Raw genomic sequence first — 13,806 nt, 5'->3', positions numbered from 1 at the left:
CCTGCGCGAATCGGCGGGGGCCATTTCCAGAATTGCGCGGCGATCCCGCCGGTGTTGTGCCTATCGCTTACACTCCACGTGCGCCGTGACCATGTCGGAACCACCTGCCACATTGTTCAATAGATCGGAGTTGGCGAAAACTCCGGAGCGGTGTATCAAGGTCATACCGACATAACAGTTCTTCACCGCATGGCTGTCGAACAGGAGCCGGAGCGGCACATCCAGTTGTGCCTCCAGGTAATTGAGGAAATGTGAGGTGTTGCGGTCACTCTTTCCCTGTTTCACCTGTTCGATGTATGGCACCCTGGAGGCGTAGGAAAACCCGACACCCAGACCGTAACGGAACAGTTCTCGGTGGCTCCATGGCGAATGAATCGAGGTCATTGCCATCACATAGGCGTTGTATTCCCAGAAGTCACTCTGATAATTGTTCTCGAAACGACGATTCAGCGACAACTTCCCCCAATAGTCGAGGTATCTGCCATCCGCGAGCAGCTTGCCCAATGTCAAGCCACCAACATACGCGTCAAGATCTTTGCTGCGCTCCAGGTGCCCCCTGTGGGTTCTATGAAACGTTCCCTGGGCCTGGTAGCCCGCATTCACGCGCCAGGACCACTCGCCTGCTCGCGCAGAGTAGTTCTGCTTGGTTGAGTCATCCATCACATTGCCAAACAGGTACGCAAAACCGAAGGTGACCGAATTGAGCTGTTCTTCGTCAACCAGGGGGCTGTCATAGATCTCCTGATCGACCTGTTGAAATGCAATATTGGAAAACAGCATCAACCGCCGGGTAAAATGGTAGGAAGTATTGATGCCAGCACGCCAGAAGGCCGCAGACCCGGCCTGGTAGGCTGGCCGGTCATGCCGCGCCTCATCGACAGCGACACCGTAGTAGTAGTCGGTCAGATCACTGTCCTGATAGATGTAACTGATAAACGGCGACACTGACCAGCGACCGGACTGCCACGGATATCGGTAGGTAAGGTCCCACTCAGAACCGTTGTGGTTACCCAGCAGGTCATTCACCCACGTAGTGGACAACGCACCCCAGTCCCCATGCACGGCGACTGACAGCCCCCCATCGATGGTTTGCTTCCGGTCGTGCAGGCCGCTGAAGTAGTCACTGGCATTGGATTCCAGGCGATCGAAACGATACTCAGTCAGGGCATCGATCTTCAGCCAGTCGTTGCCAAAAAGATGTGCGCCGGCTGACGTCCCGTGCACGAATAACCATTTACCCTCGTACAAATAAAGCGGGATCAGATCGGCCTTGCTGTCGCTGAGAGTACTGGAGATATTCCCGACACCCACGTAGGGACTGGTGCCCCGGCGTAACGCAAAGCCCAGACCGACGGTACCTGGTGGTGCATTTTGAATGGTGATTTGAGTATCCGGCAGGTCGGCAAAGCAGTCCCCTGCTGTCAAACACAGGCTCAAGAAAGCACCTTTCCAGATCAGTTCTCTTTGCACTAGTGATATCCGGCTTGTCACAGATGCCATTATTTTGTTGCACCAGACGGCTGGCCACGATGACAGTCTTCCAGCTCCGCGGGTGCCAGGGCCAGGCACGGATTGTGGGTAGTGCAAACACTTTCGGGTGGCTGTTAGCGTTCTGTCCGCGCTCCACCAGCGCCTGTGTCGCTGCCTGGTCCTGCCGAAGCTGGTCGTATTCACAGTCTACGTCAAAACTGCGCTGGTCGATGCCCCAGGGGCCTAGCAGACCGACCGTGCCGTCAATCGTCAGGTCCTGACGTACAACAGTCCTGCCTTGGACTCATAGTAATACAACCCGAACCGAGCAGTCTGTTACCGAAGTGCCGGCACGTTGAGCCTCGATGTCGAAATCTGGGGCAATCTCGTCATTGTGAGGGGCGCAGCGCAGCGGCAATCCTGTGACAAGCCCCGTAGGGTGCGTCGGCGCAGCGACGCACCATGAAGCGTTCGGCGCACACCGTGGCTCCGGTGCGTCAGCTTCGCTTCGACACACCCTACGAGGGATGGCTTGGCGTTTCGCTTGGCACGTACTCATGGCTACGGCGATATCCGGCCAGCCTGATACCTTGCACGTCGCCGCCCGACCTGCCGGTGCCGGAAGCAGTCGATCACATGGTCGTTCACCATACCGACCGCCTGCATGTGCGCATAGACAATCGTCGAACCAACGAAACTGAAGCCGCGTTTCTTGAGATCCTTACTCAATGCATCCGATTCCGCCGTGGTCGCCGGCACGTCCTGCAGCCTGGTCCAGCGGTTACGAATCGGCTTGCCGCCGACGAAGCGCCACACATAGTTGTCGAAGTCATTGAATGCCTCCTGCACCGCCAGAAAGGCCCGCGCATTCTTCACTGCACTCTCGATCTTCAGTCGGTTGCGCACGATGCCGGGGTTGCCGAGCAGTCGTTCGACGTCACGCTTGCCGAACCGCGCGACGCGTTCGGGATCGAATTGCGCGAATGCCGCCCGGTAGTTCTCCCGTTTGCGCAGAATCGTGATCCACGACAGCCCCGCCTGCGCGCCCTCGAGGACCAGAAACTCGAAATGCCTGCGGTCGTCATGCACCGGGACGCCCCACTCTTCGTCGTGATAGCGGATATACAGGGGATCGCTTCCGCACCAGGCGCAGCGTGAGTTGGTATCGGTCGTGTCGGATCCGGCCATGGAAATACCCTGTCCTGAATGGCGTACCGAAAGTCTACCTGCCGCACCTCGTTCCGGCTATATGCTCATTCAGGGAGCCTGCCGCGGCCTCGCCGAGGGGAACGAGATGAATCGCAGTGCGGTGCACAAGGCGGTGGACGTGATGGTGCCCAAGGTCGGCGGGCTACTGACGCAATCCACAATCGGTTACGATACAGCACCGCCGCGCCGGTGACGGCCGGCAGTTGGGATCGCCCCTGACTACCTGGAGCCCTTCATGAGTACACCGCACGTCGTCGTCATCGGATCGGGATTTGCCGCGCTCACCGCGGTGCGTGAACTGCGCCGTGGCAGTCGGGACGTGCGCATCACGCTGGTCGCCCCGAAGGCCGAACTGGTGTATTACCCGAGTCTGATCTGGGTACCCGCCGGCCTGCGGAAGGGCGCCGATCTCAACATCGATGTATCCGGTTTTCTCGCCGCACAGCGGGTCGAATTCCGTGCCGGCCGCGTAACCGGTCTACGCGACGGCGGCCGCACCGTGCTGCTGGAAAATGGCGAACTCACCAACGACGCGCTCGTCATCGCCAGTGGCGGGCGTTTCCTCAAGGCCCTGCCCGGTATCGAACACGCGCTGACGATCTGTGAAGGCGCGGCTGCGGCCGAATCGATCCGCAAACGCCTGGAAACCATGGACAGCGGCACGATTGCCTTGGGTTTCGGCACCAACCCCAAGGAACAGGGCGCGATGCGCGGCGGGCCGATGTTCGAACTGCTGTTCGGCATCGACACGCTGCTGCGCCGTCAGGGTCGCCGGGACCGCTTCAAGCTGGTGTTCTTCAACGGTGCAAAAGAGCCGGGCAAGCGCCTGGGTGGAAAGGCGGTGGTCAACCTGCTGCGCGAAATGCAGAAACGCGACATCGCCACCCACCTCGGCCACAAGCCCACCGGGTTCGAGACCGACCGGGTCAGGACCGAAGGCGGTGACGTGCCAGCCGATCTGATCCTCTTCATGCCGGGTATGACAGGGCCTGACTGGGCGAGCGAGGCCGGGTTGTCACTGTCCGCCGGCGGCTTCTTCCAGGCCGATGCACACTGTCAGGTGGCCGGCGCGGACAAGGTCTATGTGGCGGGCGATTCCGGCAGTTTCCCCGGCCCCGACTGGCTGCCCAAGCAGGCGCACATCGCCGACCTGCAGGCAAAGGCCGCCGCCAAAAATCTGCTGCTGGCATTGGCGGGCAAGCCGCCCATCGCGTGCTTCAAGTGCGAACTCATCTGCATCGTCGATGCACTCGACCGCGGCATCCTGGTCTATCGTAACGAAAAGCGCGCCATCGTCCTGCCGCCCTGCCGTCTGTTTCACTGGGTCAAGCGGTTTTTCGAGTGGCAGTATCTGCGCCCCTATCGCCAGGCCAGACGTACGTGAACACTACACTCAACCGTGGTTGGATACGTAAGGAATTGCGCTGCACCAAGTGGAGCGGCTCACCCCCGAGAAAATGGGTGGGCTACAGGTAACATTGCACCTGCAGCCCGCGAATATTGATCGGATTAAAACCAATCGCGTGTTATTTTACGAACCTCATTGGTTTTGGCATCAACAATCACTTCCCATTCCTTACCATCCACATCAACGATTTCGATCTCATAATCCCAACCTTTTCTAAAGGTGCGATTTTCCAGATCAACATCATCGATCACACCCGGTTTAGCCTCAAGCGCTGTGGCTTCAGCTTGTTCAAGAGAAATGAGTCCAAGCCCCTCTGAATACGCATTCATGTCACGTATATCATCATCTGCATACGCTGGGGCGACATTCAACATTAGTGCCATCATGCCTGCCAGGGAAACTACTGCTGTAGTTTTCATATTAACCTCTCCGCTTGAGTTAACAATGTGTTGACGCTTGCCATCGTAAAGAGGTCAAATTAAACCAAGCTGAATTTAGTCTTGGACCAGAAAGGTCGGTGTGTCGGCATCGACACACTGCGGCACCGTCAGGGTCGCCGTAACCGCTTCAGGCTGGTGTCCTTCAACACCGTAAAAGAGCCGGGCAAACTGCTGGGTGAAAAGACAGTGATGTACCGACTGATCCAATCTCCGTCATGCCGGGTATGATGGGTCCTGCCTGGGAGAGCGAGGCCGGGTTGCCGCTGTCCACCGGCTGCTTCTTCCTGGCCGACCTGCAGGCAAAAGCTACCGCTGAATATCTGCTGCTGGCGTTGGTGGGCAAGCCACCCATCACCCGCTTCAAGGTCGAGCTTATCTTTATCGTCAATGTGCTCGACCACGGCATCCTGGCCTATCGTAACGAAAAGCGCGCCATCGTCCTGCCACCCTGCCGTCTGTCTCACTGGGCCAGGTGCTTTTCGAATGGCGGTATCTAGGCCCCTATCGTGAGGTACAAAAGCTACGATAGTTTTCCGGTATACCGCCGGTGAATGTTGTAGTGGATCGATCCGCTCTTCCTCAATGGAACAGTGGACGGCCCAGGTAAAAGAAGGCTGCGTTGTGTCCCGCCTCGGCCTTGCCCACGCCGAGATAGACCGGTCCGATCGGTGTATCGGCACCAAGGAATACGCTGCCTGCGGCAATACCGTCGGTGCCGATATCATTCCTGTCTTCCCAGACACCACCGTATTCCAGCGAGCCGCCAATGTACCAGTTCAGGAGGCGCATCGGCGTGAAGCGCCGATAGTAAATCGCTGCGACTATCGCTGCCTGCTGACCGCTCAGCGAGTTATCGGCAAAGCCGGACAGATTCAGGAAGCCACCCATACGATAATGGTCCTGAATATCAGCCGTACCGTTCAGGGTGGTATATACAAGCCCGCCGATGCCGAACACGTGGCCATCGCCGAAGGTTGCGAACTTGCTGCCGCGGGCGGTGAACTGATCGAAATCCGCGTCACTGCCGAGGTCCTCGCGGGAACTCGCATATTCCAGTACGCTCGACCAGCCGTGATCCGGAAAATTGTAGTTGTCGAGCCGGTCGACGGAGAAGCGACCGTAGACCTTCGCTGTATCGAAATCGAATTCCGGCCAGCCGGGCGTACCGGTCCGTAACTTGACCTGGCCGGTGTTATAGCGATAACCGAGTCTCACCTCTCCATAGACACCGATTTCACGGCCCATGGCAAGATCAAGCTGTGTTCCATACACCCGGTAGTCGGCCAAGTGGGTCTGGTCTGAGCTGTATAGACTGATATTACGTACCGAGTGCTCGAGGCTCGTATCGATGAAATAGTGTGAGAGCGTGTCGAGCGGTTGATACCACTCGCCTGCAATCAGCGGCTCGGCGCCCAGTTGTAGCCCAATGCGAATCTCGCCATTCAGGGCATTGATGCCGGTACGCAGGTAGGCGACACCCAGGTTGTAACTATTCTGGCCCCGTTCATCGCTGGACAACTGGATGCCGAACTGGAGATAATTCGGACCCCAGCTGCGCGCACGTGCGTCGACCAACAGCCCGGTCTTGCCGTCTTCCTCGACAACGTCGTATTGCACGGTCTGGAACAGTTCCAGCCCATAGATATTGCCGATGTCCTGTTGCAGTTGCACAATATCCAGCGGTTCGCCGACCTGCTGATGCAGGCGGTCGCGAATCATGCCATCGGCAACGGTTGAATCGTTGCCGATACGTATGAAGTGCACGATCGGCGCGTCGGCAGGGGGCCGAGCGCTACGCGCTGCGAGATAGTCTTGATAGTCACGCGCCGACAAGGACAGCTGCGCCAGCTTATCTCGCTGGGTATCCGCGGCTTTGAGGCCCTTTGTCACCGCCTCGGGTGCGCGCCCGAAATCACTGCTGGTGATATCACCGAGATCCGGCACGATGAGAATGTCACGCTCGGTGAGCGTAGCGATCTGCCGGTCGGCGTTGGCGCGGGTCATGATCGAGGTCAGCTGCCGGGTGATCTGGAACAGATTGTTCACGTCCTCTGCCGGCATATAGGGTGAGCTGATATCAATGGCGATGATGATATCTGCGCCCATCGCCCGCGCCACATCGATGGGTATATTGTCTGTGATGCCACCATCGACCAGCAGTCGTCCGTCGATCTCGGTGGCTGCAAAGGCGCCGGGCACGGACATGCTCGCCCGCATTGCCGTCGCGAGATCCCCGGAACTGAGCACCACCTTCGTACCCGTGCCGATATCCGAGGCGACTGCGCGGAAGGGGATGTGCAGACGGTCGAAGTCGGCCGTGCTGGAGACCGGCAGGGTGAGTTCCCGCAGCGCCAGATCGAACTTCTGCCCCTGGATAGCCCCGGTGGGAAACTTGAGCTTTCCCTTATCCGTGATACCGGGCTTGGCCTTGACCAGATACAGGTCATCATCCCGCTTGCGGCGGAATGAACGGTCCTGGCGGGGCGGATCGTCATTGAAGATATGCTCCCAGTCCATGGCCTTGAGCGCCGCTTCGATCTCGTCCGGCGTCATGCCCGAGGCGTACAGCCCGCCGATAATGGAGCCCATGCTGGTCCCGGCGATGTAGTCGATCGGGATATGCATCTGCTCGAGTACCTTGAGCACACCGACGTGTGCCGCGCCGCGTGCACCTCCACCGGATAAGACCAGCCCGATCTTGGGCCGCACAGGACTGGATTCCTTCGACACCATTTCGGTCGCGAATGCTGGCTTCAACGACACACAGCACAGCATCAACCCACTCAGTGCCCAGACCATCCTGCACCCACAGTCCATAACCGTCCCCTCTTGTTCTCTTGGCTCACCTCTGACCCCGTGAGCCTGGAATGGCTCCACTTTATAGATAGATCTCCACGGGTAACAAGCTGAACAGGCCGGATTTGAAATGCCACCAGAATCCCGTGGCGGGTTCGTGTGTCCGGGACTGTCCCGCGCCCGCCGACCAGTGCAGCTGTCCATCCGTATCCCAGGCCACCAGCCAAGTGTTGTCCGGCGCCATTCCCATGTCGATGTCCTGTGCGAGACGCCCTGCCAACTGCGGGCGAGCAAGGCCGTGCCGACGCCTGGGATGTGTACGCTGATCAGCTGAAACGAATGGGAGAGAGGAAATTAACCTCGGGCGATGTGTTCGGTACCCGCAAGTTCCTCAATAACAACTACCTGTACCGCTGGATTGAGTCCCCCGGCATCTATAGCAACTCAAAACAGGAGGCCATGTATGACGGCAAGAGCCAACTGCTGATCAAAGATCCGATCAACCGTTGTCCCATCAACCTGCCGATGCTGACAGACATGAAGAAGAATACTGCTGGATCGCTGACGCTCTAGCCCCAGAAGGACAGCCCCGTTAGGGCAAGGAAGCCAACTGACTGCGCGTACCCGACGACACGGCCTACATCGCGATGCGCCTGTATTGTCCCGGCACCGGAGCTTCGCCCATCCTATCGCGGAAAGGGGCCTGGCAGCCACTGGGTATCGTTGTGACGAAGTAAGAACTTTGCCATGAGGATAGGCATGCAGGCCGCACCTTTCTGGAAGCGACCCGCAGCTTTGTTCTGGTGATCCGCCCTATTGCGCATGTCAGCGCCGGGCCTGGTGCTGCTCACCGGTTGATCCACATCGCCAAGACCGCACCGCTCCAGAGCTGGCGCCCAGTGGGGCTTCGCTGCCGGGTACTGATATCAGGCCAATACTTCGGCTGCAGCCTTCGAGGCGCCGTGACAATCAGTAGCCACCAAACTCCGCGGACTTTATGGCCTCATCGTCGATGCCGAGGTCCTCCAGCATCTCCAGCATCGCGAGCGTCATGGTCGGTGGACCGGCAAGGTAATAGATCGGCTGGGTAAGGTCGGTGAGATGCCGTGCCAGCAGTTCGGGTCGGATGAGGCCCCGCTCACCCGACCAGGGTTGTGTCGACTTCTCAGCTTCGGTCATGGTCGCGATCAAATGATAGTTCGGGTTTGATTGCTGCATGCCCTGCAACTCGGGCAGGAATGCCGTGACGTCGGGCTTCCAGTTGGAATAAAAGAGATAAATCGGGTGCTGCAGCGACTCGTGCGCGGCATGCCGTACGATCGACAGGAAGGGTGTGATGCCGATACCGCCGGCCAGAAACACGGCTGGACGCGAGGTATCCTCATGTAACACCACCTCACCGTCGGGTTCGCTTATCCTGACCGGAGTTCCCACCGGTGCCTCCTTCAGGACGCGTTTGAACGCCGTGTCGCGCATGCGCATGGCGATCATCAGCTCGGCTTCATGGGGTGCGCTCGCGATCGTGAACTCGCGGGTGTCCCCCGCATCGTCGGTCTGCGGTGGATCGATCAGCGCCACCTGCACCGACTGCCCCGCCCGATGCGGGTAGCCGGGGGGTTTGGAAAAATAAAACGCCATGGTGCCTTCTGCCACGACCTCACGCCGTACCAGGCGTACTTCATATACGTCCAAGGCGAACTCCTCCCCTGCTCAACAAATATGAATTCCCGGACAGAAACGCCGCACAGCGCCGATGCCAGGCACTTTCGTGTCAGGCTTGCTCAGGTGGCAAAGTGGAACTCGGTTTGGGTGGACTGACGACCCCTGAACTGCAAGCCGTGTTCGGTATCCATCACCCGGTGCCGAACCACCTTGCCCGGATAGGTCGTGGTACCGTACAGGTCGCCGAGACGGGCGTTATTCAAGGTGGTGGGGGTTCCGTCCTTCGAGGTGAACCCCTCCACCTCGCCTTCGACCACACCCTGAACCTTGAAACTCCCGGTGCCTTTGTTAACGTCGAACTCGATCGGCGCCCGGGCCACCCCGACGATTTTTTTCACCAGACCGGCCAAATCCGCCAACGGCCCGCCGGCCTTGCCCGTGAAGGCCTCGACGAGCGCATCCGCCTGGGCATCGTCGGCACGCTCGTCGATGATGACGAAGGCCCGTACGCTGGGATCGAAGACATTGTCCTTGTGGTGACCGAGGATGGCCAGGTTGAGACCGGAGACATCCGTTCCGTTGATTTTGCCTTGATCGAAGTGGAACACCCAACTGAATCCGCAATTATTCCCGTCCGCATTTTCGCCGATTGCGCACGGGCACAGTGATTTGCAGCTGCATACCTCGGCCATCCGGCCTGTTAATTGATACCCCATCGTGATGCCCTCCTGATGTTGAATGCCCAAAACGGGCCTGGTCGCTGAACTCAGCGTCGAGCTTGCGTGTCGGTGCGGCACCCCGGAGGCCGAGGTAGCTGTATCCAAACCGGCCGACGGAAGACCAAACCCTGCATAATCTTCCAGACCGTCAAATCGACTACCGCCTCTCCGGTCATTACAAACGTGTAGTGCACAGGGAATACAAAGGCGCATACAAGCCCCAGCCCCACATCTTGTCCCCGAAGAACGCCACCAATACGGCCGCGAACAAGAGGGCTATCCCCAAGGGTACGGCCATTCGCCTCCCCCAGCGGGTGGTCTTCTCGGCCAGCATCACCACCGTCAGCACGAGCATGGCCATCACGTTTTCCACCCCGGTGCCGAGCATCACCAGCATCAACGCCCAGCAACAGCCCAGGCAGGACAGACCGTGGCGCAGCCCCAGCACCCAGCCACCCCGGATGCCGCGACGATAGTTCAGGAACAGAAACATTCTGGGATCACGACACTGGGTCAGGCACCGATCCTTGAGTGAACTCAACTGGAATGCCCCCGCGATCGCCAGCATCACGGCCAGCAGCAGGTACGGGTGAGTGTAGATCCAGGTCCACTGCCCCAGCACGGCCGCGGTTTGGATACCGGTGGCGGCCGCGATCGCGACCAGGGCGAACACCATCCACAGCGCCAGGTAACCGGCAAGGAAAGCGGCCCGCGCCGCTGTCGGCCGGGGGCCGCGGGCACTGACCACGTTGAACATCCGCACCATGGGCACCACGGTCGGCAACATCATGGCCGCAATCATCTCCAGCCACGCGCCGGCGATCACCAGTACGGCCAGCGCGACGGTTGACGCCGACCCCGCCGACCCGTCGAGTACAAGCACATGATGTTGATGTCCACCCGCCAGCAACGCGACCCAGAAGATCCCCGCGATCCCCCATAACAGAAAACCAGGATCTGAGACCCATTGCCGATAGGACAACACGTGCGGTTGGCTGATTATTGACACGGTACCCTACGCATCGCAGAAGTTCCTTTTACAACAGATCTTCACCAACGAGTGGCCGTTGCTAACGGGAAAAACCGAACGGATCACTTACGCAGCCGCCCGTCTCACACCTCACCTGATGCGCCATGGAAAGGAAACCCGGCATAGAAGTTCGCGTTCACCTGAAGCCCCCCACCGGGCAGGACGCGTACTTGGCTCATCGTTATTTTTACCTGTGGCACTTCGACCATAAGGGGAGAAAGCATTCGGGGTAATTAGGATATCTACCTAGTTCGGGAGAGGATTTCCCCAGGGATTTGCTGCACAGCACACCCGGGACGGGTGGATGTCTCGAATCCTCATAATCTGTATTTATAAGAAGCAATCTACCCCCTTTCTAAACTAATGATAGCGCCATAGCTGAGGCTATCCATGCAGTCCAGCAGATCGAAGATGGTGTGCGTGGTGCCATCGCAATACGGGAGTGTCAGCTGATAACGGATGTTTCCGTGCGGGATGTGCGACAAGTAATTCTCCGGCACCGCCGGTTGGTGTCATTGCCGCATGCTCCGCAGCCCTGGCCAGCATGCAGTCACATCGCAATTCTGTTTTGTTCGATACCGCACATCGTTCAGATGGTCGTCTATACTCGACAGGGTAACGTGATTGCCCCGAACCCTCAGAGGGCATCGCTTCATTTCCGGCAAAGGAATGTCAAATGACTGACAAGCATTCCCCACGGCAAAACCGCCTCCTTGCCGCCCTGCCCGCGACCGATTACCAGCGTCTGTCGCCACATCTGGGCGTGGTCCAGATGCCATCCGGCCACACCATCCATGAGTCAGGTGGCCCATTGCGTCATCTCTATTTCCCGACGACCGCCATCGTGTCCGTGTCGTATGTCATGACGGATGGTGCGTCGGTGGAAATTACCGGGGTCGGCAATGAGGGAATGATCGGGATCTCCCTGTTCATGGGAGGAATGACCATGCCCGATTGTGCCAGAGTGCTGTGTGCCGGCCATGCCTATCGAATGCCGGCGCAGGTGCTGATGACCGCATTGAACCATCCGGGGGATCGTACCGGGGCATTGCATCATTTATTGCTGCGTTACACCCAGACACGGATGATGCAGATCGCTCAGATTGCCGCCTGCAATCGATATCATTCACTGGAGCAGCGGCTATGTCGCTGGCTGCTGTCCAGTCTGGACAAATCACCTTCGAATGAATTGGCTGTCACGCAGGAAGCGATAGCCGGTGCGCTTGGGGTACGTCGAGAGGGAATCACAGCGGCCGCCGGGAGATATCGACGCACCGGGTTGATACGCTACCACCGTGGTCACATCACGGTGCTTGACCGGTCCGGGTTGGAAAAACAGGCCTGTGAATGCTACCAGGTCGTCAAGCAGGAATACGATCGCCTGCTTCCCGATGAGACCGCGACGCAGGCCGTACCACCTCCTTGTATGCCGACATACCAGGCTCCATCGCCGAACAGGATGCGTACTAGTGCAGCTCTCCCCTCGCCGCAACTGCGCGTTCTGCCCCAGCGCTTCGGCTGAAGGGTTCTTGCGGCCTGCCGCGCAATGTGTGCATCACCTGCCATGTCACCCAGCCGCGCCCCAGCCATTGCGGGGCACGCACCGGAATGGCGAGCGCCTAGCGGCGACCGGTGAGCAGGCCGACCACCAGGCCGACACCGGCGGCGATGCCGATGGCTTGCCATGGATTGTCGTGGATATAGGCATCGGTAGCCCTGGCGGCATCTTTGGTTCTGCCCAACAGTGCCGTCCGCTCCTCCGCCAACCTGGCTTTGGCAGCCCTGAGGGAGGCTTCCGCCCTGGCGCGCACTTCGGCCAGCTCTTCACCACCATGCCTGGCAGTCGCTTTCAGTAGCGCTTCCGCATCCGCTACCACCTTCTTGAAATCGGCGATCAACTGGTCTTTGGTGACTTCATCGGCTACGTTTTCCATACAGCCCTCCGTTACGGATTCTTGCGTGTTACTTATTGTCGCCCTGTGCCGAGTCCTGGATGGCATCACCGGCTTTTTCGATCTGTTCTCCCGTCTTCTCTACCGCCTCATCGATACTCTCACCGGCCCGTTCCGCCGGACCCTCTTTCTCGCAGCCGGGGAGTGCTACCAGCAAGGCACTCGTGATCAGGGCTGCACTGACGATCTGGATTGATTTCATGATTCATACCTCTTGTTGAACGATTGACATGGAATGGAGAACAACCGCGCCGGCTATTCCCGTTTGTAAAACATAGTACGTGCGCTGCGCCGTAGGGAGTCGGTGGTGCGGCTTCCGACCCTCGCCTTCGCCGCCGTGAAGGCAGCTCACGCGTGCAGGTACCGATAGTCCCAGTTTATGGGGAGAGCCCCTCGCCGTCTGTCTGCTGGCGTACATAGCCGGCCCGCGGAGTGCAGGCTGTGTCACCCGCACCGGCCCGCCTGCTACGCCTGTGTGCCGCCAGAAGCAATCTCCTCTTACGGTAGATCAACAGATTGTAGATTGCTTTGCTGCACCCATTAGAAGTCCAGCGGACTTCATTATGGGTACCTCACCCTTCGGGTCTAGGCATTCTCGCAATGACGGAGTAATCAAAGGTTCCCTGGTATCAGGTTCCAGCACGTCCCTGAGACAAGACGAAGGATTCCATAGCGTGACCCGGTATAAACCGATCGGGTGCCGGCCGGGTTCATCACCTCAGGGCAGGATGCGCACGGACGAGATGCCCGAGTAGCCTTTAAGATCGCAGGCACCGGTGACATACAGCTGCACCTTGAGCCCCGCAAGCGATGCCTCCAGCAGGGTCCGATACATGAGTTCGCTGCCGGGACGACCGTAGTCGCCATAGAACCAGTCGGCATTGCGGCAGCCGCTGGTATTCTTTTCGACCGCGAGTTTCGCCGTGAAGCGGCCGGCCTCATTGGCCTCCAGCGCCTTGACGTTCGCAGCATCCGTCCAGCCCGCGACCCCGGCCTGTGCCGTAACGACGGCCCCCAGCGACAACAGCAATGTGATCCAGACTGATTTCATAGTATCTCCGGTTCTTTTCATATCCATGGATAATTGGAGTCAGAGCAAAAACTATTAGCTGTTACTCAC

At 58.8% G+C, this 13,806-nt stretch carries 15 protein-coding genes; 4 read left to right on the top strand and 11 right to left on the bottom strand.

The features are described 5' to 3' along the window. Nucleotides 1-60 precede the first annotated feature (60 nt). Nucleotides 61-1,470, bottom strand: a complete 1,410-nt coding sequence (locus K8I04_09790; protein ID MBZ0072002.1) for a MipA/OmpV family protein — start codon at nucleotides 1,468-1,470, stop codon at nucleotides 61-63. A 561-nt stretch (nucleotides 1,471-2,031) separates the two neighbouring features. Further along, nucleotides 2,032-2,658, bottom strand: a complete 627-nt coding sequence (locus K8I04_09785) for a DNA-3-methyladenine glycosylase I (GenBank protein ID MBZ0072001.1) — start codon at nucleotides 2,656-2,658, stop codon at nucleotides 2,032-2,034. 256 nt (nucleotides 2,659-2,914) lie between these two features. On the opposite strand from K8I04_09785, the gene K8I04_09780 reads away from it, so the two are divergent. Beyond that, nucleotides 2,915-4,063, top strand: a complete 1,149-nt coding sequence (locus K8I04_09780) for an FAD-dependent oxidoreductase (GenBank protein ID MBZ0072000.1) — start codon at nucleotides 2,915-2,917, stop codon at nucleotides 4,061-4,063. A gap of 125 nt (nucleotides 4,064-4,188) precedes the next feature. Here K8I04_09780 and K8I04_09775 read toward each other — a convergent pair whose 3' ends face one another. Then, complete coding sequence (locus K8I04_09775; protein ID MBZ0071999.1) at nucleotides 4,189-4,506, bottom strand: PepSY domain-containing protein; 318 nt, start codon at nucleotides 4,504-4,506, stop codon at nucleotides 4,189-4,191. Nucleotides 4,507-4,742: 236 nt separating this feature from the next. Between K8I04_09775 and K8I04_09770 the strand changes: the two genes are divergently transcribed. Next, a complete protein-coding gene (locus K8I04_09770) occupies nucleotides 4,743-5,024 on the top strand; it encodes a hypothetical protein (GenBank protein MBZ0071998.1) in 282 nt (93 codons plus the stop codon). Nucleotides 5,025-5,106: 82 nt separating this feature from the next. Here the strand turns inward: K8I04_09770 and K8I04_09765 are convergent, their stop codons facing one another. Both K8I04_09765 and K8I04_09760 read right to left on the bottom strand, forming a co-directional pair. Further along, a complete protein-coding gene (locus tag K8I04_09765) occupies nucleotides 5,107-7,236 on the bottom strand; it encodes a patatin-like phospholipase family protein (protein MBZ0071997.1) in 2,130 nt (709 codons plus the stop codon). 169 nt (nucleotides 7,237-7,405) lie between these two features. After that, nucleotides 7,406-7,573 (bottom strand): hypothetical protein, encoded by a 168-nt coding sequence (locus tag K8I04_09760; GenBank protein ID MBZ0071996.1) that lies wholly within the window; start codon nucleotides 7,571-7,573, stop codon nucleotides 7,406-7,408. Between the two features lie 11 nt (nucleotides 7,574-7,584). Between K8I04_09760 and K8I04_09755 the strand changes: the two genes are divergently transcribed. After that, nucleotides 7,585-7,896 (top strand): hypothetical protein, encoded by a 312-nt coding sequence (locus tag K8I04_09755; GenBank protein ID MBZ0071995.1) that lies wholly within the window; start codon nucleotides 7,585-7,587, stop codon nucleotides 7,894-7,896. A gap of 396 nt (nucleotides 7,897-8,292) precedes the next feature. Here the strand turns inward: K8I04_09755 and K8I04_09750 are convergent, their stop codons facing one another. The 3 genes from K8I04_09750 to K8I04_09740 form a co-directional block, all read right to left on the bottom strand. Further along, nucleotides 8,293-9,015: an FAD-dependent oxidoreductase gene (locus tag K8I04_09750; protein ID MBZ0071994.1), complete on the bottom strand. Its 723-nt coding sequence runs from the start codon at nucleotides 9,013-9,015 to the stop codon at nucleotides 8,293-8,295. 89 nt (nucleotides 9,016-9,104) lie between these two features. After that, nucleotides 9,105-9,731: a DUF1326 domain-containing protein gene (locus tag K8I04_09745; protein MBZ0071993.1), complete on the bottom strand. Its 627-nt coding sequence runs from the start codon at nucleotides 9,729-9,731 to the stop codon at nucleotides 9,105-9,107. Between the two features lie 148 nt (nucleotides 9,732-9,879). Further along, nucleotides 9,880-10,587 carry a DUF2182 domain-containing protein gene (locus K8I04_09740; protein MBZ0071992.1) on the bottom strand — a complete coding sequence of 236 codons (708 nt, stop codon included), beginning with the start codon at nucleotides 10,585-10,587 and terminating at the stop codon, nucleotides 9,880-9,882. Between the two features lie 823 nt (nucleotides 10,588-11,410). Between K8I04_09740 and K8I04_09735 the strand changes: the two genes are divergently transcribed. Next, the gene (locus K8I04_09735; protein ID MBZ0071991.1) at nucleotides 11,411-12,256 is read left to right on the top strand and encodes a Crp/Fnr family transcriptional regulator; all 846 of its coding nucleotides are present in this window, start codon (nucleotides 11,411-11,413) and stop codon (nucleotides 12,254-12,256) included. 97 nt (nucleotides 12,257-12,353) lie between these two features. Here the strand turns inward: K8I04_09735 and K8I04_09730 are convergent, their stop codons facing one another. From K8I04_09730 to K8I04_09720, 3 genes are all read right to left on the bottom strand, one after another. Then, complete coding sequence (locus tag K8I04_09730; GenBank protein MBZ0071990.1) at nucleotides 12,354-12,668, bottom strand: DUF883 family protein; 315 nt, start codon at nucleotides 12,666-12,668, stop codon at nucleotides 12,354-12,356. Nucleotides 12,669-12,696: 28 nt separating this feature from the next. After that, entirely contained in the window at nucleotides 12,697-12,888 is a 192-nt protein-coding gene (locus K8I04_09725) for a hypothetical protein (protein ID MBZ0071989.1), read from the bottom strand. A gap of 516 nt (nucleotides 12,889-13,404) precedes the next feature. Further along, nucleotides 13,405-13,737, bottom strand: a complete 333-nt coding sequence (locus K8I04_09720; protein ID MBZ0071988.1) for a hypothetical protein — start codon at nucleotides 13,735-13,737, stop codon at nucleotides 13,405-13,407. Nucleotides 13,738-13,806 lie beyond the last annotated feature (69 nt).

Source organism: Gammaproteobacteria bacterium, from assembly GCA_019911805.1.
Classification (GTDB): Bacteria; Pseudomonadota; Gammaproteobacteria; order Thiohalobacterales; family Thiohalobacteraceae; genus JAHJQQ01.
This window is presented reverse-complemented; position numbering and strand designations above follow the sequence as displayed.

Bases quoted from the DNA above. Each gene is read 5' to 3' on its own strand.
- K8I04_09775 (MBZ0071999.1), bottom strand. From the start codon at position 4,506: ATGAAAACTACAGCAGTAGTTTCCCTGGCAGGCATGATGGCACTAATG.
- K8I04_09730 (MBZ0071990.1), bottom strand. From the start codon at position 12,668: ATGGAAAACGTAGCCGATGAAGTCACCAAAGACCAGTTGATCGCCGAT.
- K8I04_09725 (MBZ0071989.1), bottom strand. From the start codon at position 12,888: ATGAAATCAATCCAGATCGTCAGTGCAGCCCTGATCACGAGTGCCTTG.
- K8I04_09770 (MBZ0071998.1), top strand. From the start codon at position 4,743: ATGCCGGGTATGATGGGTCCTGCCTGGGAGAGCGAGGCCGGGTTGCCG.
- K8I04_09780 (MBZ0072000.1), top strand. From the start codon at position 2,915: ATGAGTACACCGCACGTCGTCGTCATCGGATCGGGATTTGCCGCGCTC.
- K8I04_09735 (MBZ0071991.1), top strand. From the start codon at position 11,411: ATGACTGACAAGCATTCCCCACGGCAAAACCGCCTCCTTGCCGCCCTG.
- K8I04_09760 (MBZ0071996.1), bottom strand. From the start codon at position 7,573: ATGGGAATGGCGCCGGACAACACTTGGCTGGTGGCCTGGGATACGGAT.
- K8I04_09720 (MBZ0071988.1), bottom strand. From the start codon at position 13,737: ATGAAATCAGTCTGGATCACATTGCTGTTGTCGCTGGGGGCCGTCGTT.
- K8I04_09785 (MBZ0072001.1), bottom strand. From the start codon at position 2,658: ATGGCCGGATCCGACACGACCGATACCAACTCACGCTGCGCCTGGTGC.